This window comes from Pseudomonas sp. RIT288 (assembly GCF_000631985.1).
In the GTDB taxonomy this organism is placed as follows: domain Bacteria; phylum Pseudomonadota; class Gammaproteobacteria; order Pseudomonadales; family Pseudomonadaceae; genus Aquipseudomonas.
Map to the genome: position 1 here is coordinate 561,998 of NZ_JFYN01000034.1, position 20,801 is coordinate 582,798.

General features: G+C 60.9%; 19 protein-coding genes and 1 pseudogene. 6 read left to right on the forward strand and 14 right to left on the reverse strand.

The window, feature by feature from the left end; genetic code table 11:
* Positions 1-52 precede the first annotated feature (52 nt).
* Positions 53-1,126 (reverse strand): fatty acid desaturase, encoded by a 1,074-nt coding sequence (locus BW33_RS21270; RefSeq protein WP_047601015.1) that lies wholly within the window; start codon positions 1,124-1,126, stop codon positions 53-55.
* 100 nt (positions 1,127-1,226) lie between these two features.
* Between BW33_RS21270 and BW33_RS21275 the strand changes: the two genes are divergently transcribed.
* Positions 1,227-2,231, forward strand: a complete 1,005-nt coding sequence (locus BW33_RS21275; protein ID WP_047601016.1) for an AraC family transcriptional regulator — start codon at positions 1,227-1,229, stop codon at positions 2,229-2,231.
* A gap of 3 nt (positions 2,232-2,234) precedes the next feature.
* Here BW33_RS21275 and BW33_RS21280 read toward each other — a convergent pair.
* The 3 genes and pseudogenes from BW33_RS21280 to BW33_RS21290 all read right to left on the reverse strand — a co-directional run.
* Positions 2,235-2,645: pseudogene (locus tag BW33_RS21280) on the reverse strand (HipA domain-containing protein); the annotation flags it as partial.
* 11 nt (positions 2,646-2,656) lie between these two features.
* Positions 2,657-4,045 (reverse strand): heavy metal sensor histidine kinase, encoded by a 1,389-nt coding sequence (locus BW33_RS21285; RefSeq protein ID WP_047601017.1) that lies wholly within the window; start codon positions 4,043-4,045, stop codon positions 2,657-2,659.
* Entirely contained in the window at positions 4,035-4,715 is a 681-nt protein-coding gene (locus BW33_RS21290; RefSeq protein WP_027611153.1) for a heavy metal response regulator transcription factor, read from the reverse strand. The genes BW33_RS21285 and BW33_RS21290 overlap by 11 nt, the downstream gene beginning before the upstream one ends.
* A 136-nt stretch (positions 4,716-4,851) precedes the next feature.
* On the opposite strand from BW33_RS21290, the gene BW33_RS21295 reads away from it, so the two are divergent.
* Complete coding sequence (locus BW33_RS21295; protein WP_047601018.1) at positions 4,852-5,346, forward strand: GlcG/HbpS family heme-binding protein; 495 nt, start codon at positions 4,852-4,854, stop codon at positions 5,344-5,346.
* 2 nt (positions 5,347-5,348) lie between these two features.
* Positions 5,349-5,759 carry a hydroxyisourate hydrolase gene (uraH, locus tag BW33_RS21300; protein ID WP_047601020.1) on the forward strand — a complete coding sequence of 137 codons (411 nt, stop codon included), beginning with the start codon at positions 5,349-5,351 and terminating at the stop codon, positions 5,757-5,759.
* A gap of 126 nt (positions 5,760-5,885) precedes the next feature.
* On the opposite strand, the gene BW33_RS21305 is transcribed toward uraH, so the two are convergent.
* Positions 5,886-6,563 carry a Crp/Fnr family transcriptional regulator gene (locus BW33_RS21305; RefSeq protein WP_047601022.1) on the reverse strand — a complete coding sequence of 226 codons (678 nt, stop codon included), beginning with the start codon at positions 6,561-6,563 and terminating at the stop codon, positions 5,886-5,888.
* 82 nt (positions 6,564-6,645) lie between these two features.
* Here BW33_RS21305 and BW33_RS21310 point away from each other — a divergent pair, with 82 nt between their 5' ends.
* Entirely contained in the window at positions 6,646-7,173 is a 528-nt protein-coding gene (locus BW33_RS21310) for an Mpo1 family 2-hydroxy fatty acid dioxygenase (protein WP_047601024.1), read from the forward strand.
* A gap of 89 nt (positions 7,174-7,262) precedes the next feature.
* Here the strand turns inward: BW33_RS21310 and BW33_RS21315 are convergent, their stop codons facing one another.
* From BW33_RS21315 to dibA, 6 genes are all read right to left on the reverse strand, one after another.
* Positions 7,263-8,252: a sulfate/molybdate ABC transporter ATP-binding protein gene (locus tag BW33_RS21315; protein ID WP_047601025.1), complete on the reverse strand. Its 990-nt coding sequence runs from the start codon at positions 8,250-8,252 to the stop codon at positions 7,263-7,265.
* 3 nt (positions 8,253-8,255) lie between these two features.
* Positions 8,256-9,128 (reverse strand): sulfate ABC transporter permease subunit CysW, encoded by an 873-nt coding sequence (gene cysW, locus BW33_RS21320; RefSeq protein WP_003220512.1) that lies wholly within the window; start codon positions 9,126-9,128, stop codon positions 8,256-8,258.
* 13 nt (positions 9,129-9,141) lie between these two features.
* On the reverse strand, positions 9,142-9,960 hold the full coding sequence (gene cysT / locus BW33_RS21325; RefSeq protein WP_027611147.1) for a sulfate ABC transporter permease subunit CysT: 819 nt from the start codon (positions 9,958-9,960) through the stop codon (positions 9,142-9,144).
* Positions 9,961-10,115: 155 nt separating this feature from the next.
* Positions 10,116-11,129, reverse strand: coding sequence for a sulfate ABC transporter substrate-binding protein (locus tag BW33_RS21330; RefSeq protein ID WP_047601026.1), 1,014 nt, complete (start codon positions 11,127-11,129; stop codon positions 10,116-10,118).
* Positions 11,130-11,278: 149 nt separating this feature from the next.
* Positions 11,279-11,461, reverse strand: a complete 183-nt coding sequence (oscA, locus tag BW33_RS21335) for a sulfur starvation response protein OscA (protein ID WP_003220508.1) — start codon at positions 11,459-11,461, stop codon at positions 11,279-11,281.
* A 290-nt stretch (positions 11,462-11,751) separates the two neighbouring features.
* Positions 11,752-13,671, reverse strand: a complete 1,920-nt coding sequence (dibA, locus tag BW33_RS21340) for a phosphodiesterase DibA (RefSeq protein WP_047601027.1) — start codon at positions 13,669-13,671, stop codon at positions 11,752-11,754.
* 147 nt (positions 13,672-13,818) lie between these two features.
* Here dibA and desA point away from each other — a divergent pair, with 147 nt between their 5' ends.
* Positions 13,819-15,000 carry a delta-9 fatty acid desaturase DesA gene (desA, locus tag BW33_RS21345; RefSeq protein WP_047601028.1) on the forward strand — a complete coding sequence of 394 codons (1,182 nt, stop codon included), beginning with the start codon at positions 13,819-13,821 and terminating at the stop codon, positions 14,998-15,000.
* A 277-nt stretch (positions 15,001-15,277) separates the two neighbouring features.
* A complete protein-coding gene (locus BW33_RS21350; RefSeq protein WP_047601029.1) occupies positions 15,278-16,267 on the forward strand; it encodes a GGDEF domain-containing protein in 990 nt (329 codons plus the stop codon).
* A gap of 117 nt (positions 16,268-16,384) precedes the next feature.
* Here BW33_RS21350 and BW33_RS21355 read toward each other — a convergent pair whose 3' ends face one another.
* The 3 genes from BW33_RS21355 to gabD form a co-directional block, all read right to left on the reverse strand.
* On the reverse strand, positions 16,385-17,596 hold the full coding sequence (locus tag BW33_RS21355) for a response regulator (RefSeq protein WP_047601030.1): 1,212 nt from the start codon (positions 17,594-17,596) through the stop codon (positions 16,385-16,387).
* A 131-nt stretch (positions 17,597-17,727) separates the two neighbouring features.
* Positions 17,728-19,005 carry a 4-aminobutyrate--2-oxoglutarate transaminase gene (gene gabT / locus BW33_RS21360; RefSeq protein WP_003220503.1) on the reverse strand — a complete coding sequence of 426 codons (1,278 nt, stop codon included), beginning with the start codon at positions 19,003-19,005 and terminating at the stop codon, positions 17,728-17,730.
* Between the two features lie 185 nt (positions 19,006-19,190).
* Positions 19,191-20,633 carry an NADP-dependent succinate-semialdehyde dehydrogenase gene (gabD, locus tag BW33_RS21365; protein WP_007963502.1) on the reverse strand — a complete coding sequence of 481 codons (1,443 nt, stop codon included), beginning with the start codon at positions 20,631-20,633 and terminating at the stop codon, positions 19,191-19,193.
* Positions 20,634-20,801 lie beyond the last annotated feature (168 nt).

Below are 20,801 nucleotides of genomic sequence, written 5' to 3' on the forward strand. Positions count from 1 at the left end.
CGATCCAATTTGGGAGCGAGCCTGCTCGCGAATAGGCCTTCACACTCACCCATCAAGCCCTGGCAGTACGCACCTCTTCCTGCGCCAATTCATCCCTGCGAACAAACCGGTTAGCCCGCCCGAACGTGCCGAAATCATTGAACCGCACGCCCATCTCGCGCATCACCTTGTGCGCCACCGGCACGGTCATCTGCCGGATGTAAAACGGCTCCTTCACCACAAAATGGTGAATCCCGTGACTGCTGCCGAAGTTGAAGCAGAACACCTGCAGCGGCCACAACCACCACGGGTTCAACACTTGGCATTGCTGCAGCACGTTGCCCGCCTCAATGTCACCGTAGTAATGCATGTTCGAGCTGATGAAGTGCAGGCAAAAGGTGCGCAGCACGTTCGGGCCGATGATCACCACTGCCGCGATGTCGATCACCTGCATCACCGACAGCGTGGTCGCCGACCATTCAATCGACGACCCCATAAGGTAGGCGATGCCATTCACCGCATGGAAGCCGAGGAACACGTACCACGCGCCCCAATGCACCAGCGCCAGTGGCGCATAGACCTTCAGCGTGCGCTTGATGATGTTGATTTTGTGCGCCCAGGTCTTGGCCCGCAGCATGCGGATGAACGCCGACATCACGTTGTCGCCGACCATCAGCAAGCGCGCAAACCCCCAAGGCTCGCCGTTGGTGATCGCACGTTCTTCCAGGTCGGTTTCGGTGCCGGAGACCTTGTGGTGATTGAGGTGCAGATGGCGGCGGATCCACGGATTGATCGTGCTCGGCCGCGCCAGCCACACCAGGCCCATCATCAGGTTGTGCGGCAGCCGTTGTTTGCGGAAATACATGCTGTGGATCAGGTCGTGTTCCAGCTCATGGGTCAAGGAGGCGAAAAATGCGTTCAGCAGCAGGCACACCCACCACGCCATATGGCCAGTGATATACAGCGCCGCCGAGCCGATCATCCCGACCAGGGCGAAGGCCAGAATGCCGGCACCGAGGGCGTCCTGATGCTGCAGGATCGGGTAACGCTCGCGCAGTTCGACGCCCTTGGCCAGCACCACTTCGCGAATATGCGCTGATCGCTGGGCAGCATTGTGTCGCTGGGGACTTGCAGAAGTACGGTCCATGCTTCCATCCTCTGTTTATTGATGTTTGCATCCTGCCTCGCGAAAGCTTTATTGATGGTAGCCGTGAACGCCAACCTGTTGACCGGAAGCGCCAATCAGCATGAAGGAACCGACCTCGCTCGCCAGCTGGACCCGTGCCTTGCGCAAGCAACTCGATGCGCTGGGGCTGGACAGTCTTGGCCTGTGCCAACAGGCCGGGCTCGATCCGCAGTTGATGGACGACCCGAACGCGCGTTATCCGTTATCCGGCACCACGCGCCTATGGCAACTGGCAGTGCAGTTCAGCGGGGATCCGGCGATCGGACTGCGAGTGTCGCGCTTTGTCAGCCCGACCACGTTCCATGCGCTCGGTTACGCGCTGGTGGCCAGCGGCAGCCTGCGGGAGGTGTTCGAGCGCATCGTGCGTTATCACCCGGTGGTCAGCGATGCGCTGGAACTGGAGCTGAGCCGCAGCGATGACCGCTACCTGTTCCGTCTGAAAATTCCGTCAGGCAATCCGGCGCCGGCCTTCGAAGCCATCGACGCCTTTGCCGCGATCTACGTGCGCACCTGCCGCAATCGCCTCGGTCGCGATTACGCGCCGCTGGCGGTGTACCTGCGCCGGCCGGAACCGTCGGATGCGCATCAGTGGCACAAGGTGTTCCGCGCCCCGGTGCATTTCTCCTGCGCCGAAGATCGCCTGGAGTTCGCCCTCGCCGACTTCGACAGCCACCTCGATGACGCCAACCCGGAACTCGCCGAACACAACGAAGCGGTGCTCAAGCGCACCCTGGCTCAGCTCAAACCGCTGACCTGGGAGCGTAAGGTGCGCGACGCCATCGAAGAACAACTGCCCGAAGGCGAACCCAGCGCGGAACGCATCGCCCAGGCTTTGCACCTGAGCCTGCGCAGCCTGCAACGGCATCTGGCGGATGAGGGCTGTCGCTTCGACACGCTGCTCAACGAGAGCCGCGAGAACCTCGCGCTACTGCACCTGCGCGATCCGCAGTGTTCGTTGAGTGAAGTCAGTTACCTGCTGGGGTTTGCCGACACCAGCAGCTTCAGCCGCGCGTTCAAACGCTGGACGGGAATGACACCGGGGCAGTTTCGCGATCAGTTGCGCTGAACATCAGCCCTTGATCAAGCTGCGTTGCAGGCCGGAAGTCCACTGTTCGATCATCGCCTCGCCCACTTCGGCAAACTCGGGATGCCTGCGACTGTATTCGGCCATTTCCTCCATCGCCATCTGCATGCCATGAGCCACTTGTTGCAGTAATTCGCTGCAACGCGCCTCGGTCAGGTTGCATGCCGTACGACCAAACCGTACCAACATCTTGTACTTGGGCCAGGCTTTCGAACCGCCAGCAGCAGCGCCATGCTGTCGCTCTTGATATAAACCGACGTTGTGATGATGTCGTACGCCGGCGCGAGCCTGACGGGATGACTGCTCTGCATAATCTTCGTAAAGTACGCCGAAGTTTTTCAGATGCGCATCACCGTTTTGCAGCCCCGCAGACAACGCGACAAGTTTCAGAATACTTGCACGGCGCATCATGGGCTCAGGACAAAACCCAACTCAAACACAGTGCCACTCGCATCACTGCTCACCCTGACCTGCCCGCCATGCAACAGCATGATCGACTGCACAATCGCCAGCCCCAGCCCACCGGAATCTCCTGGTTGCGCCCGTGAAGGATCGACGCGATAGAAGCGGTCGAACAGTTTGCCCAGATGTTCTGGCGCGATCACCGGGCCGTGGTTGTGTACCTGTAACCAGCACACACCCGGCTCATCGTGGCGACGCAGGCTGATCGGCGTGCCTTCATCGGCGTGACGCACCGCGTTGGCCAGCAGATTACCCAGGGCACGTTGCAGCAGTTGCTGATCGGCCAACAGTTCGCCGTGCAGCCGGTTTTCCAGGCGCAACTGGCGATCATCGGCCAGGGCTTCGAAGTAATCGCACAGCTCGCTGCCGACGCTGTGCAGATCCAGTGTCTGCAAGTCGAGCGCGCGCTCCGCCTGTTCGGCGCGAGCAAGGAACATCAGGTTCTCGGCCATGCGTTTGAGGCGTTCGAACTCTTCCATGTTCGAGGCCAGCAGCTCCTGATATTCCGCCGTGCTGCGCGGGTGATTCAGCGCCTGGCCGTTGCTGGCGAGCAAGGTGTGCAACGGGGTGCGGATCTCGTGGGCCAGATCGGCAGAAAACTGCGACAGCCGCTGCACGCTGTCGTCCAGCCGCGCGAGCATGCCGTTGAGCGCCTGCACCGGTTCGAGCAGTTCGGCGGGGGTGCCGCTGGCGGGCAGACGCTGGTCGAGGCTGCGCAGATCAATGCCACGCACCGCCGCGCTTAACTGGCGCAATGGGTGCAGACCACGGCGCAGCAAAACCAGGCCCAACGCGAACGCCAGCAACGCGCCAAGTCCGACGGACAGGTACAGGCGCAAGCGATAACTGGCGAGCATCTGCTCACGCTCAGTGAGCACCTTGCCGGCGATCACCGTCAGCGGTTCTCCGTTCGGCCCTTGGGCTTCACCGGATAACAGCGCCAGCTCGGCGCCATCCGGCGCCTGCCAGATCAGCACATCGCGACGCTGCGGCATTTGCTCGCGTGCGATTGCGTTCAATGGCGGCAGGTCGCGCTGGCGCGGGTTGATCGCGATCACGTTCGAGCCATCGGCCCGCCGCACCAACAGCAGGCTGTCGAGGTTACCGAGCATGTTCTGATAGAGACGTGGCCGCGCTTGCAAGGCGCCGAGGCTGTCGCTGTCGGCGAGCAAGGCGCGCACTTGTTCCAGACGGCCAAGCAACGCCAGATCATCCCGATAGGCGATCTCCGAGTCGAGTGAACGGTAGAGAAACACGCCAATCGCGCTCAACACCAACGCGCAAACCAAGGCGAACGCCAGCGCCAGACGCCAGGCGATCGACCTAGACCGCATCGTCGGGCGCCTCCAGCTGATAGCCGACCCCGCGCACGGTGTGGATCAGTTTCGGCATGTACGGGTCATCGACCTTGGCCCGCAGGCGACGCACGGCAACTTCGACCATGTTGGTGTCGCTGTCGAAATTCAGGTTCCACACCTGCGAAGCGATCAACGTGCGTGACAACACTTCGCCCTGACGGCTGGCGAGCAATTGCAACAGGGCAAATTCCTTGTTGGTCAGGGCAATGCGCTGGCCGCCGCGGCTGACCCGACGCCGTAGCACGTCGATTTCCAGATCGGCGATGCTGTAGGACTCGGCCTCGCGCAGCGGTCCACGCCGCAACAGCGTGCGCACCCGCGCGAGCAATTCGGCAAAGGCGAAAGGCTTGAGCAGGTAATCATCGGCGCCCAGTTCGAGGCCGCGCACGCGATCTTCGATGGCGTCTTTGGCGGTGAGGAACAGCACCGGGGTGGCGCCGCGCTGGCGAATCAGTTGCAGCAATTGCCAGCCATTGAGGCCCGGCAACATCACGTCGAGGATGATCAGGTCGTATTCCTGCTGCTCGATGAAATAGCGCCCATCGAGGCCATTGAGCGCCACGTCCACAGCAAACCCCGACTCGCCCAGCCCCTTGGCAAGGAAATTCGCGGTTTTGGCTTCATCTTCTACGACCAGCAAACGCATGGCACACCTCGATTGATCAGACACACAGGCTAGGCGCCTTCGGCGGCGTTGCCCATTACAAACTTGTAATCCGACTGACGGGGTTCTGACGAAGAGCGGCGGCTAAGGTGATGCCCTTCGCTTTCGGAGCCTGTTCATGACCGCCAAATACCTTGCAGCCAGCCTCGCCCTCGGCCTCAGCACCAGCGTTTTCGCCGCCCCTGAACTGCCGCGTCACGCCGACCTGGATCTGAAAACCGCACGCCTGCTGGTCGACACCGCGCTGAGCAATTGCACCGCCACGGTGTCGGTACTCGACCGTGGCGGCAACCTGCTGGTGATCCTGCGCGGCGACGGCATCGGCCCGCACAACACCGCTGCCAGCCAGCGCAAAGCCTACACCGCGCTATCGACGAAAACCCCGACCCGGTTGTTCGCCGAGCGCGCCCGCAGCAACCCGGAAACCGCCAACCTCAACACCCTCGATGAGCTGCTGTTGCTCGGCGGCGGCATCCCGCTATTCGCCGCTGATGAACTGGTCGGCGCCATGGGCGTGGCCGGTTCCGGCAGCGGCGAGCAGGACGAAAGCTGTGCCATCAAGGCCGCCGAAAAGGCCGGCCTGACCTTCACCCGTTCCCAAAAAGGAGACTGACCATGACTACCCTGCGCATGACCTTCGCCGCACTCGGCCTGAGTGCCTTCTCCAGCCTGGCGCTGGCCGCCGGCAACCCGCTGAGCGTGCACGTGCTCAACCTGGAAAACGGCCTGCCCTCGCCGGGCGTCAACGTGACGCTGGAAAAACACATCGGCCAGAACTGGCAACCACTGGCCCAGGGCACCACCAACGAACAGGGGCGCATCGCCGAACTGTTCCCGGCCAAACAGCCTTTCGAGGCGGGCGAATACCGGGTGGTGTTCAAGACCGGCGAGTATTTCGAGAAGAACAAGCGCGAGACGTTTTTCCCGGAGATCCCGGTGATCTTCCAGGTGAAGCAGACTGATCAGCACTACCACATCCCGTTGCTGCTCAGCCCTTATGGTTTCTCGACCTATCGCGGCTCCTGAATCAACACAGATCAAAAATGTGGGAGCGAGCCTGCTCGCGAAGGCGTCGGTTCAGTCGACATCACCGTTGAATGACCCACCGCTTTCGCGAGCAGGCTCGCTCCCACAGGGGATCTCAGGTGCCCGTCAAATTGTCGCCAGCGCGCGCAATCGCTCGGCATCGAGAATCTCGATCTCGCCATACCCCAGCCCGATAACCCCCTGCGCCTGCAGATCCTTGAGGATCTGGTTGGTGGTCTGCCGTGACAGCGACAGCATCGACGCCAACTGCTCTTGCGGCAGTTGCAGCACCCGACGTGGCGCATCGATTTCACCGTAGCCTTCGGCGATCATCAACAAGCGATGGGCCAGGCGTGCCGGAGCCGGCAGCAGGCTCAACTGTTCGAGATTGATAAAGGTCAGGCGCAGTTTGTGGCTCATCAGCAACGCCAGTTGGCGCCAGTACACCGGCTGTTCGTCGAGGATTTTCAGCAGCGTGGCCTGCGGGATATTCAGCAGCATGCACGGCCCGACTGCATACGCATCGTGAGTCCGTGGCTGGCCGTCGAACAGGCTGATTTCGCCGAACCAGTGCGGCGCCTCCACCAGGCTCAGCAACGCCTCCTTGCCCTGCTCGCTCACCGCCCCGATACGAATCGCGCCATCAAGCACCGCGTACAACCCGCACGGCGCATCACCGCGCTGGAATAAACGCTGCCCCGCCGTCAGCCGCCGCTCCCGGGCCGCCGCCAGCAGACTATCCTGAAAGGATGAAGGCAGATGACTGAACCATTGCCCGGTCATCAGCCGTGAACGCTTATCCATGATCTCTCCCAATTGTCGCCTGCCTGACAGAGCGAATGCCGAACCCGAGGCATGCTGCACGCACCCTATAGGAGGAACAACAATGAAAAGCCTCGTCGACCATCTCAGTCAATACGCCGCCTACCATCGCGACCCGCGCAACATCGCCAGCCACTTTATCGGCATTCCGCTGATCGTGGTGGCGGTGGCGGTGTTGTTGTCGCGACCAGAATGGTCACTGGGCGGCTTGTGGGTATCGCCGGCGGTGCTGCTGGCGCTGGCGTCGGCGTGGTTCTACCTGCGCCTGGAACTGAAGCTGGGCATTCTGATGACCCTGTTGATGGGGCTGTCGGTCTGGGCCGGGCACACGCTGGCGCAGCAGAGCACCATGATCTGGCTGAGCAGTGGCCTGGCGATGTTTGTGATTGGCTGGGTGATCCAGTTTGTCGGGCACCACTATGAAGGACGCAAACCGGCATTTGTCGATGATGTCAGCGGGTTGATTGTCGGGCCGTTGTTCGTGGTGGCCGAACTGGCGTTCCTGCTGGGAATGCGCCATGAGTTGAAAGAACAGATCGAGGCGCGGGCGGGGGTGGTGCGGGTCAATCCGAATCGCAAAGCGGCGGCTTAGGCCGCTTTAAAAGATCGCAGCCTGCGGCAGCTCCTACAGAGGATACGCATTCCAATGTAGGAGCAGCCGCAGGCTGCGATCTTTTGCTTTTAGAGATTGGCGATTTTCTGCCAGACCTTCGGTTTGAAGAACAGCGTTTCACCCTTGGCCAAACCGATCAGGCTGTCGTGATCCTTAACCACTTCGGCCTCGATCAGATCGGCCTGCCCTTCCACCTTCAACGTCACCCGCGTGGTCGCACCCAACGGGCGGATATCACGCACTTCAGCGGCGTGGTGATCTTCCAGCTCATGCTTGGACAACGACACTTCGTGCGGACGGAACAGCACGTGGTTGTCGTCGCTGAGCAACAAGCGGTTCGAGTCGCCGAGGAAGTGGTAAACGAAATCGCTGGCCGGGTTTTCGTAGACGTCGCCCGGCGAGCCGATCTGCTCGATCACGCCCTTGTTCATCACCACAATACGGTCGGCGACTTCCATCGCTTCTTCCTGGTCGTGGGTCACGAATACCGAGGTCAGGTTGATGTCTTCGTGCAGCCGCGCGAGCCAGCGGCGCAGCTCTTTACGCACCTTGGCGTCGAGGGCGCCGAACGGCTCGTCGAGCAGCAGCACTTTCGGCTCCACCGCCAACGCGCGCGCGAGGGCGATACGCTGACGCTGGCCGCCGGACAGTTGCTCCGGGTAGCGATCCGCCAGCCAGTCCAGTTGCACCATGTTCAGCAGCTCGTGGACCTTGGTCGCGATCTGGCTTTCGCTCGGGCGTTGGTTTTTCGGTTTCATGCGCAGGCCGAACGCGACGTTGTCGAACACCGTCATGTGGCGGAACAAGGCGTAGTGCTGGAACACGAAACCGACGTTGCGATCACGCACATCGTGGCCGGAGACGTCTTCACCGTGAAACACGATATTGCCCTGATCCGGGGTTTCCAGGCCGGCGATGATCCGCAGCAGCGTGGTCTTGCCACAACCGGACGGCCCGAGCAGCGCCACCAGTTCACCGCTCTGGATGTCCAGGCTGATGTTGTCCAGCGCCTTGAACGCATTGAAATTCTTGCTGACGTTACGCACTTCGATCGACATGAATTATTCCTCCGCGGCGCTGGCGCGCAGGCGGTTGATACGGTTTTCGCTCCACTGCTTGAGCAGCAGGATGAAGAGCGCCAGGATCAGCAACAGGCTCGCCACGGCGAACGCGGCCACGTGGTTGTATTCGTTGTAGAGGATCTCGACGTGCAGCGGCAAGGTGTTGGTCACCCCGCGAATGTGCCCGGAAACCACCGACACCGCACCGAACTCACCCATGGCCCGCGCGGTACACAGCACCACGCCATAGATCAGGCCCCATTTGATGTTGGGGACGGTGACATGCCAGAACATTTGCCAGCCATTGGCACCGAGCAAGCGCGCGGCTTCCTCTTCCTGCGTGCCTTGTTCCTGCATCAGCGGGATCAGCTCGCGGGCCACGAACGGCACGGTGACGAAGATCGTCGCCAGCACGATGCCCGGCAGGGCGAAGACGATCTGAATGTCGTGATCCTGCAGCCACGGCCCGAACAGGCCTTGGGCGCCGAACATCAGCACGTAGACTAAACCTGCGATCACCGGCGATACCGAGAACGGCAGGTCGATCAGCGTCACCAGCATGCTCTTGCCGCGGAACGAATATTTGCTCACGCACCACGCGGCGCTGACGCCGAACACCAGGTTCAGCGGCACCGAAATCAGCACGGCGATCACCGTGAGTTTCAGCGCCGACAAAGCGTCCGGTTCAAAGATCGCCGTGAAGAATGCGCCGAGGCCATTCTTCAAACCTTGCGACACCACGATGAACAGCGGCAGTACCAGAAACAGAAAAAAGATCAGCCAGCCGAGACCGATCAGCACGCGCCGCGAAGTAGCACTGCCACGCCGTGCAGCGTTGGCCGAGGACGCGGCCGCAATAGACGATTGGGACATGGTTCGCGCCTCCTTATGGGGTTTCGATGCGCCGCTGCAACAGGTTGATCAGCAGCAACAGGACGAAGGAAACCACCAGCATCAGCACGCCGATGGAAGTGGCGCCGGTGTAATCGTACTGGTCGAGCTTGACCATGATCAGCAGCGGCAGGATCTCGGTTTTCATCGGCATGTTGCCGGCGATGAAAATCACCGAGCCGTACTCGCCGACACCCCGGGCAAACGCCAAAGCAAAACCGGTCAGCCAGGCGGGCAACAGCGCTGGCAGGAGGATATGGCGGAACACCTGCAAAGGTTTCGCGCCAAGGCAGGCGGCGGCTTCTTCGACTTCACGGGGAATGTCAGCCAGTACCGGCTGCACCGTGCGCACCACGAACGGCAGCGTGACGAAAGTCAGCGCGAGGGTGATGCCCAACGGGGTGTAGGCGATCTTGAAACCGAGATCGGCGGCGAACTGTCCGACCAGACCGGTCGGGGTGTACAGCGCGGTCAGGGCGATACCGGCCACCGCCGTCGGAAGGGCGAACGGCAAGTCGATCATCGCGTCGATCACCTTGCGTCCGGGGAAGGTGTAGCGCACCAGCACCCAGGCCAATAGCGTACCGATGATGCCGTTGATGATCGCCGCACACAGCGCGGTGCCGAAGCTCAGCTTCAAGGCTGCCAGCACACGTGGCGCGGTGATGATCGTCCAGAACTGATCCCAGGTGAGTTGGGCGGCGTGGACGAACATCGCCGCCAGCGGGATAAGCACAATCAGGCTGAGGTACACCAAGGTGTAACCCAGCGTCAGCCCGAAGCCGGGTATGACGGGGGAGATACGACGCGACATAAAAGTCCTTGGTTAAAAACGCATCAATGTGGGAGCGAGCCTGCTCGCGAAGAGGGAGTATCAGTCAACGTGCTTGTCGCCTGAAATACCGCCTTCGCGAGCAGGCTCGCTCCCACATGTCATGTGCCCAAACATCAGGCTGGTTAAGGGTGAGATTACTGCGCCTGATAGATCTGGTCGAACACGCCACCGTCGTTGAAGAATTTCGGCTGCGCGGTTTTCCAGCCGCCGAAGTCCTTGTCGATGGTCACCAGTTCCAGTTTCGGGAACTGCTGGGCGTACTTCGCCGCCACGTCCTTGTCACGCGGACGGTAGAAGTTCTTCGCCGCGATCTCCTGACCGGCCGGGCTGTACAGGTGCTTGAGATAGGCTTCGGCGATCTGCTCGTTGCCCTTCTTCTCGGCGTTCTTGTCGACCACCGCCACCGGTGGTTCGGCCAGAATCGACAGTGACGGCACAACGATGTCGAACTTGTCAGCGCCGCCGTCTTCTTTCAGTGCCAGGAACGCTTCGTTTTCCCAAGCCAGCAACACGTCACCCTGACCGTTGTTGACGAAGGTGATGGTCGAGCCACGGGCGCCGGTGTCCAGTACCGGAACGTGCTTGAACAGGGTCTGCACGTACTCTTTGGCTTTTTCTTCGCTGCCGCCGTTGGCTTTCAGGCCATAGGCCCACGCGGCGAGGAAGTTCCAGCGCGCACCGCCGGAGGTTTTCGGGTTCGGAGTGATCACCGAGACGTCGTTCTTGACCAGGTCGCCCCAGTCCTTGATGCCTTTCGGGTTGCCCTTGCGCACCAGGAACACGATGGTCGAGGTGTACGGGGTGCTCGCTTCCGGCAGACGCTTCTGCCAGTCGGCGGGCAGGGTCTTGCCGAGCTTGGCGATTTCGTCGATGTCACCGGCCAGCGCCAGGGTCACGACGTCGGCGCGCAGACCGTCGATCACCGCGCGGCCCTGCTTGCCCGAACCGCCATGGGATTGCTGGATTTTCACGGTGTCGCCGGCATGATCCTTCTGCCAGAACTTGATGAATTCGGCGTTGTAGTCCTGATACAGCTCGCGCGTCGGGTCGTACGACACGTTGAGCAGTTCGTAATCCTTGGCAACCGCGGAACCGGCAAACACAGCACTGGCCAGGGCGGCCAAAGCGTAACGGCGAATCGACGACATGGTGAAAGCTCCTGGAATTCTTGGTGGTGGCTTTTTCTTATGTGTTGCTGGAATCGGGTTGCTCATCCAAAGATCGCAGCCTTCGGCAGCTCCTGCACACACAGCCCCCTGTAGGAGCTGCCGCAGGCTGCGATCTTTTGATCTTCAGCTCAGCTCGGCTTGTTACCCGGCTGCTGCAAACGGAATTTCTCTTTGCGTTCGATCTGCACGACCTGGGCGTTGTGCACAGTGATCTCCACCGCGCCAAATCGCAGGTCGCGCAGGGCGCTCTGGATTTCACGCAAGATGGTGGTTTCGTCCTGACCGTCAACGCTGCGAAGGGATGCGCTCATGGTGCTGCTCCTTTGAATGGGATATGCCTGGCAGTGGGCGGCACTGCGTTCGGCGTGGAAGCAATATAAGAGAGGCGCAGATATTCTTAAAAAGACTATTTAAGAATGTTTATATAACTAGAAAACATTATCTGACGGAGCAAGGGTTTGCGCGGTGTTCCCGCAACGAAAGAGCACCGCAACCCCTGTGGCGAGGGAGCTTGCTCCCGCTCGAGTGCGAAGCGCTCGCCGTTTTTTTGGGCCTGCTACGCAGTCCAGCGGGAGCAAGCTCCCTCGCCACAGAATCGGACTCAACCGATAAACGGTACCCGCGCCCAATCAATCTCCCCCGCCGGCACCGGCCGCCCAAACCAGTAGCCCTGCCCCAGATCACATTCCTGCTCCAGCAGAAATGCCGCCTGCTCGGCCTGCTCGATCCCTTCGGCATGCACCTGCATGCCCATGCTGCGGGCCAACGCGACGATCACCCGAACAATCGCCGCGTCATCCTCGTCCCACGGCAGACCGGCGACAAAACCCTGATCGATCTTGAGCTTCTGCACCGGCAAGCGCTTGAGCCGCAGCAGCGACGAGTACCCGGTGCCAAAGTCGTCGATCGCCAGGCGAATACCCAACTCACGCAAGCGATGCATCTGTTCCAGCGCCACTTCCGGGTCATCCATCACCGCGCTTTCGGTGACCTCCAGCTCCAGATACGCCGGATCCAGCCCGGTCTCGTGCAGCACCTGCGCCACCTGCTGATACAGCTCACGCCGGGCAAACAAGCGCGACGACACGTTCACCGCGACAAACGACAACACAATCCCGGCCTGCTGCCACTGGCACATCTGCAAACACGCCTGGCGCATCACCCAGGCGTCGATTTCGTCGATCAGCCCGGTGCGCTCGGCAATCGGAATGAATTCCGCCGGCGACACCAGCCCCCGCTGCGGATGCTGCCAGCGCACCAGCGCTTCAACGCCGATCAGGCGACTGCTGCGCAAATCGTGAACCGGTTGGTAATAGACCCGCAACTCCTGCTGCTCCAGCGCGCGGCGTAGCTCGAAGGCGATCTCAACGCGTTGTTGCGCATGCGCGGTCAGCTCTTCGGTGTACAACGCGTAACCATTGCGCCCGCTGCTCTTGGCCTTGAACAGCGCGGCGTCGGCGTTGCGCAGCAATTGATCGGCACTCAATGCGTCGCTGGGGAACAGGCTGATACCGATACTGGCGTTGATGAACAGCTGATGCCGGTCGATACCGAACGGTTCCTTCAGCGCATCGAGAATGCGTTGGGCCAGCGCCGCCGCCTGAACCAGTTGTGGACAACTCTCCGCCAGCACCGCGAATTCGTCACCGCCGAGCCGCGCCAGAGTGATCCCGGGACCGAACAATTCCTGCAGGCGCGCCGATACTGCTTTGAGCAGGCGATCGCCGACGTTGTGCCCGAGGCTGTCGTTGATCATTTTGAAGTGATCCAGATCGATCATCAGCAGGGCGCAGCCGCGCTTGTGGATCTGCGCCGACGCCAGCGCCTGCTCGGCGCGGTCGCTGAACAACAGGCGATTGGGCAGGTCGGTCAGCGGATCGTGGTGGGCAAGGTGCTTGAGTTCGTGTTCGGAGTCCTTGATCGCACTGATGTCGGAAAACACTGCCACGTAGTGACTGAGGCGGCCCTGATCATCGTGAATCACGCGGATGGTCTGCCACTGTGGATAAATCTCGCCGCTCTTGCGCCGGTTCCAGATCTCCCCGCTCCATTCGCCCTCGCTCTCCAGCGTGGCGAACATTGCCTGATAGAAGCCCGGCGGATGGTGGCCGGACTTGAACAGGCTTGGCTGATGCCCAAGGACTTCTTCACGCTGATAGCCGGTGATCTCCATGAACGCGCGGTTGACATGCACGATCAGGCCCTGACGATTGGTGACCAGCACACCTTCGCGGGTGCAATCGAACACCGCTGCCGCCTGGCGCAGGCGTTCACGATCGGCCTGACGCTCGCGCAACCGCGCACCAATGCCGAGAAACTCACACAAACGCACACGGGCCAGGAAAATCATCCCGGCACTGAGCGCCGCCCAGACGTAACCGTTGATCAGTTGCCAGTGCAGTTGATCGACGGACTCATCGAAGAAATTGTTTAATAAATAACCAGTGCCTTGCAGCCAGACGACGGCAAGCACGAGATAGAGCAGCGCTGCATGCAAGGCATCGCGATAAGTGGCAGGCATTCGGCTGTCCATGTCCCTACAAAAAAGGCTGGAATTATAGGTCAAGAAACATCCAGCGACTCTTATCTGAAAGGGCGACTGGTTTTATCTGTGTGCTTGGTGATAATGCAACGGCTGTTTTTATCTTTATCGAGGGCCCTATAGCCTATGTGGTACGAAGGTTTTCTTGGCTTGTCGGCCTGGTCTCTGGTCGCGGTCACCTTGCTGATGACCCACGTGACAATTGTCGCCGTCACGGTCTATCTGCATCGTTACTCGGCCCATCGCTCGCTCGAGCTGAATGCCGGCCTGAAACACTTTTTCCGTTTCTGGCTGTGGCTGACCACGGCGCAGAACACCCGCGAGTGGACCGCCATCCACCGCAAACACCACGCCAAATGCGAAACCGAAGATGACCCGCACAGCCCGGTCATCAAGGGTCTGTCCACCGTGCTGCGCAAAGGCGCCGAGCTGTATCGCGCCGAAGCAGAGAACCCGGAAACCCTGCGTATCTACGGCAAGAACTGCCCCGAAGACTGGATCGAACGCAACCTCTACAGCCGCTATCCGCTGCTCGGCGTAGCGATCATGGGCGTCATCGACCTGCTGCTGTTCGGCACCATCGGCATCACCATCTGGGCGATCCAGATGATGTGGATTCCGGTCTGGGCCGCCGGCGTGGTCAACGGTCTGGGCCATGCCATCGGCTACCGCAACTTCGAATGCCGCGACGCGGCGACCAACCTGGTGCCGTGGGGCATCCTGATCGGCGGCGAAGAACTGCACAACAACCATCACACCTACCCCAACTCGGCCAAGCTGTCGGTGAAGAAGTGGGAGTTCGACCTCGGCTGGGCGTGGATCAAGGTCTTCAGCTTCTTCGGTCTGGCCAAAGTGCAGCGTGTGGCGCCGATCGCCCACCGCGTCGAAGGCAAGGGCAGTCTGGACATGGACACCGCCATGGCGATCCTCAACAACCGCTTCCAGATCATGGCCCAGTACCGCAAATTGGTCATCGGCCCGCTGGTAAAGCAGGAGCTGGACAAGGTCGATCATTCGGTACGTCATCAATTCCATCGGGCCAAACGCTTGCTGTCGCGGGAAACCAGCCTGCTGGAAGACCGTCATCACTTGCGCATCCAGAACATGCTCGAGCACAGTCAGGCGCTGAAGGTCATTTACGAAAAACGTCTGGCCCTGCAGCAGATCTGGGTCAAGACCAGCGCCAATGGTCACGACATGCTCGCCGCCATCAAGGAATGGGTGCACGAGGCCGAAGCCAGCGGCATCCAGTCCCTGCGTGAATTCGCCGACCAGCTGAAAACCTACTCGCTGCGCCCTACTGCATAACCTCCTGCAGGAGCTGCCGCAGGCTGCGATCTTCTGATTTTGTTTTAACAGACAAGATCGAAAGATCGCAGCCTGCGGCAGCTCCTACAGGGTTAATGCCATTTCCCCCTCCAGGCAGCGTGATCATGGTGATTACCGCTTGGCGGGAGCAAGCTCCCTCGCCACAAAAGCGCGGAACTTAGCACCGAAAGCCCTATCTCAAAGACACTTCGCCACCCCGGCGGGCTGTACTGTGGCCGTTGTCGAAATTGCGGCACACCTTTTGAGAAACGTGCCGATGGTCAACAACAATCAAAAAGACTCATCCCTTGCGCAGTGGCCCGAGGCCGCGCAAACCCTGATGGCGCTGATGCACGCCCAAGGCGAAGTCGCCCGGCTGAGCGAGCGCGAACAGCTGTTCAGCTCATTGCTGGTGAGCGTCAACGCGGTGCTCTGGGCCTTCAATTGGGAAACCCGTCAGGTGCTGTATGTCAGCCCTGCGTACGAGCGGATTTTCGGTCGCTCCGCAGGCCTGTTGCTGGCCGACTACAACCAGTGGCGCGACAGCATCTACCCCGACGACCTGGATTATGCCGAACGCAGTCTTGCCGAAGTGCTGCACAAGGGCGCGGTGGAAGACCGCGAGTACCGGATCATCGCCGCCGACGGCCAGGTTCGCTGGCTCAGCGACAAATGCTTCATCAACCGTCAGGACGAGCCCGGGCAACCGGTGATCATTGTCGGCATTGCCGAAGACATCACCGACAAGAAGCACATGGAAACCGAGCTGCATCGCCTGGCGACCACCGACGTGCTGACCCAGAGCAGCAACCGTCGGCACTTCTTCGAATGCGCCAACCGCGAGTTCGAAGAGGCGCGCCTGCAAGGTGCACCACTGGCCTTCCTGCTGCTGGACATCGATGATTTCAAGCTGATCAACGACAGTTACGGCCACCCGGAGGGTGATAACGTGCTGCAGCGCATCGCCGAATGCGGGCGCGCCTCGTTACGCCGGGGTGATCTGTTCGGGCGGATTGGCGGCGAAGAGTTCGCCGCCGTGTTCCCCGGTTGCGCGCCGGACATGGCGCTGCAAGTGGCCGAGCGACTGCGGCAGGAGATTCAGCGGTTGAGCTTCAATGTCGACGGCCAGACTTTCGGCATCACCGTCAGCCAGGGACTGACCAGCCTCAAGTATGAAGACGAAAGCCTCGACAGCCTGTTCGCCCGGGCGGATGCAGCGATGTATGAGGCCAAGCGTCAGGGCAAGAACCGGATCATCTCAAGCTGAAATCCACCGTCCGATTTACCTCCCCTGTAGGAGCTGCGGCACGCTGCGATCTTTTGATCGTTAAATCAAAAGATCGCAGCGTGCCGCAGCTCCTACAGGGGATCCTGACAAATCCGGTTATTTGCGCATCCGCATCAACTCCGGCAGCCCGATCTTCAGCAGCCGCGCCGTACGACTCCTGGCCAGTTCCTCAACGCCCTCATGCTCGGTCAGACGGGCCATTTGCGCTGCCATGTTCATCACCAGCGCCTCTCGGGAGTAGACCCCGCCACCGAGCTGGTAGACCGAAGCAATCAACTCCCGCAGCTCCAGCGGCAGGCGCCAGCGTGTACGCAGCGCCGAACCGTAGGCCGCGCCAAACTCCGCCAGCGCGTCACCGACCTCCTCCCACTCATCCAGCTCGCCACCGGCCTGCTTCCACTCCTGCAAACAGCGCAGCAACGCCAGGTCACCGAGACGATGCAGCATGCCCGCGCAGTAGCAGCGCTCCTGATCCAGATCGAGCAGACGCGCCAGGGTGCGGGCGTATTCGGCGGTGTGCAGCGACAGCCCCCAATAGCGCTCGGCGTAGTCCGCCAGGCACGGGTCACTGAGTCTGGCGCTGCGTTTGAGCGCCAGGCCGAGAATCAGGTTCATGCTCTGCCCGGTGCCGAGGCGATGCAGCGCCTGCCCCAGGGTCTGCACCGCCACACCATGATGCTGCGCCGCGCTGTTGGCGGCGGCGATCAGCACGGCGGTGATCTGCGGATCGGTGCGGATCTCTTCTTCCAGCAGCTTCAGATCAAGGCCATTGGGGTTGAGGCTGCGTTTGACCGCCACTTGCACATCGGTCATCAACGGCGCGCCATCGGCTTGTTCGCGACGCCGCTCAAGAAACACCGACAAGGTCATGCCAGGCGCCAGCGTCGGCACTTCGCAGAACACCTCTTCACCCGAATTCAGCAGCAAACCCTGCAGCCGCTCGGTCAGACTTTCCATGTTCAGCGGTTTGGTCAGATAGGCCGTCGGGGCCAACGGGATGGCTTCGCGCACGCTGGCGCTGTCGTTGCGACTGCTCATCAGAATGAACGGCAGCGGCGGATTGCGTTTGCGCTGGCGCACGCTGCGCAGCACGCTCAAGCCATCGATACCGGGCAATTCCCAATCGACAATGGCCAGGTCATAAGGCACTTCGCTGAGTAACGACATGGCTTGCCGGCCATCGGCACACAAGTCCAGCCGCGCATCACAGCGCACGTTGAGCAACACTTGTTTAAGCAGGTCACGAGACCACGGATCGGCCTCGGCAATCAGCACTCGGGGTACGGCGGGTAAATCAACGGCGGTCATGCGCGCTCTCCCTTGCAATGCCTGAACCTTAGCCAATGCTGGCCTTTCGATACAGCGCAAAAGGGTTTCCGAGGCATAAAAAAACCCGCCGAAGCGGGTTTTTTCTCGATCAGATCACACAGTGCCCGGAATTATAGCTCCGAGAAGCACTCTTCGATGATCGCCAGACCTTTGTCCAGTTGCTCGTCCGGCGAGGTCAGCGGTACGAGGACGCGCAGCACGTTGCCGTAGGTGCCGCAGGACAGCAGGATCAGGCCCTTGTCGCGAGCCTTGGCCACGACAGCCGCAACGGCGGTCGGGTTTGGCTTGTGGCTGTCGCCGTTTTCGAACAGCTCGACCGCGATCATCGCGCCCAGGGCACGCACTTCACCGATCACCGGGTACTTGGCCTGGATGGCCTTCAGGCCGGTTACCAGACGCTCGCCGACAGCCTTGCAGCGATCCAGCAGTTGCTCTTCTTCGAACACTTCCATCACGGCCAGAGCCGCAGCGCAAGCGATCGGGCTACCGGCGTAGGTGCCGCCCAGGCCGCCTGGAGCGATAGCGTCCATGTATTCGGCCTTGCCGCAGACACCCGCCAGCGGGAAGCCGCCAGCGATGGATTTGGCGAAAGTGGTCAGGTCGGCAGCAACGCCCATCTGTTCCATGGCGAAGAAAGTGCCGGTACGGCCAGCGCCAGTCTGCACTTCGTCAGCGATCAGCAGGATGCCGTGCTGGTCGCACAGGGCACGCAGACGCTTCATGAATTCTTTCGGCGCGACGTAGAAACCACCTTCACCCTGCACAGGCTCGATGATGATCGCGGCGATGTCTTTCGGCTCGGCGTCGTTCTTGAAGATGCGTTCGATGGACGCGATCGAATCGTCGATGCTCACACCGTGCAGTTCGTTCGGGTACAGCGCGCGGAAGATGCCGCCTGGCATCAGGCCCATGCCGGCCGAATAAGGCACGACTTTACCGGTCAGGCCCAGGGTCATCATGGTGCGACCGTGGTAAGCGCCGGTGAAGGCGATCACGCCGGCACGGCCAGTGGCGGCACGGGCGATTTTCACGGCGTTTTCCACGGCTTCGGAACCGGTGGTCACCAGCAGGGTTTTCTTGGCGAAATCACCTGGCACCTTGGCGTTGATCTTTTCGCACAGCTCAACGTACGGTTCGTAGGCCAGCACCTGGAAGCAGGTGTGGGTCAGCTTGTTCAGCTGTTCGGTCACGGCGGCGATGATTTTCGGGTGCACGTGGCCGGTGTTCAGCACGGCGATACCGCCGGCGAAGTCGATGAATTCACGACCTTCAACGTCAGTCACGGTAGCGTTCTTCGCCGATTCAGCGAAGATCGGGTGAATCTGGCCAACACCACGTGGAACAGCTGCGGTGCGGCGGGCCATCAGTTCAGCGTTAGTCTTGCTCATTACAGTCCTCATTCACCGCTCATCGGGCGGCGTGGTTCAAGGATTAAGCGGGAGAAATCGGCGGTGGCAGCATGCGATGATCGACTGCCACGGCGTTCCTGGCCGCAGAGAAAATTCCGGTTTGAAACGACGCAAAGGGACAGCGCTCTCGTGCCCTTTGCGTTTGCAGCAATCCCTTTCCCGGCTTAGATGCCCAGGCAGAGGTATTTGATTTCCAGGTAATCCTCGATGCCGTACTTGGAGCCTTCACGGCCCAGGCCCGAAGCCTTGATGCCGCCGAACGGCGCGACTTCGTTGGAGATCAGCCCGGTATTGACACCGACCATGCCATACTCCAGCGCTTCCGCCACACGGAACACACGACCGAGGTCACGAGCGTAGAAGTAGGACGCCAGACCGAATTCGGTGTCGTTGGACATCGCGATCACTTCGGCTTCGTCTTTGAAGCGGAACAGCGGCGCCAGCGGGCCGAAGGTTTCTTCCTTGGCCACAGCCGCGTCTTTTGGAACGTTGGTCAGGATAGTCGGCTCGAAGAAATTGCCTTCCATCGGTTTGCCACCGGCCAGCACGGTGGCGCCTTTGGCCACGGCGTCAGCGATGTGCTCTTGCACCTTGGCCACGGCTTTTTCGTCGATCAGCGGACCCGTGGTGGTGCCTTCTTCCAGACCGTTGCCGATCTTCAGTTTGGCCACCGCCACTTTCAGCTTCTCGGCGAACGCGTCGTAGACCGAATCCTGAATGTACAGACGATTGGCGCAGACGCAGGTCTGGCCATTGTTGCGGTATTTGGAAATGATCGCGCCTTCCACGGCCTTATCCAGATCCGCGTCGTCGAACACGATGAACGGCGCGTTGCCGCCCAGTTCCAGCGAGACTTTCTTGATGTCCTTGGCGCATTCCGACATCAGCTGACGGCCGATTTCGGTCGAGCCAGTGAAGGACAGCTTGCGCACGATCGGGTTGCTGGTCAGCTCACTGCCGATGTCGCCGGCGCTGCCGGAGACCACGCTGAACACACCTTTAGGGATGCCGGCGCGCTGGGCCAGTTCAGCCAGAGCAAAGGCGGAGAATGGGGTTTGCGAAGCCGGCTTGAGCACCATGGTGCAACCGGCGGCCAGCGCAGGGCCGGCTTTACGGGTGATCATCGCCGCCGGGAAGTTCCACGGGGTGATCGCTGCGGTCACGCCGATCGGCTGCTTGATCACGATCAGGCGCTTGTCCGGCTGGTGGCCCGGGATCACGTCGCCGTAGATGCGCTTGGCTTCTTCGGCGAACCACTCGATGAACGAAGCGGCGTAAACGATTTCGCCCTTGGCTTCGGCCAGCGGCTTGCCCTGCTCGAGGGTCATCAGGCGCGCGAGGTCGTCCTGGTTCTCGATCATCAGTTCGAACCAGCGACGCAGCTTGCCTGCACGCTCCTTGGCGGTCAGTGCACGCCAGGCCGGCAGCGCCTTGTCGGCGGCTTCGATGGCGCGGCGGGTTTCGGCGGCGCCCATTTTCGGCACAGTACCGAGGATTTCGCCGGTGGCCGGGTTGTTGACCTTGATCGTCTGACCGTTGTCCGCATCGACCCAAGCGCCATCAATGAAGGCTTGCTGGCGGAACAACTGGGTATCTTTAAGCTGCATGTCGGCTTTCCTTAACAGCACCGCGGCCTGCGCGGAGCAAAATTATGATTGTAGAAAGGCGCCTCGCAAGGCTGCCGTCAGGGAAATCATCTACCAGGTGAGGCGCAGCGATCGTGCGTTATTCAAAGCACCTGCGCTCCAACACCCCGTCAAAGAGCGTTTGAAATC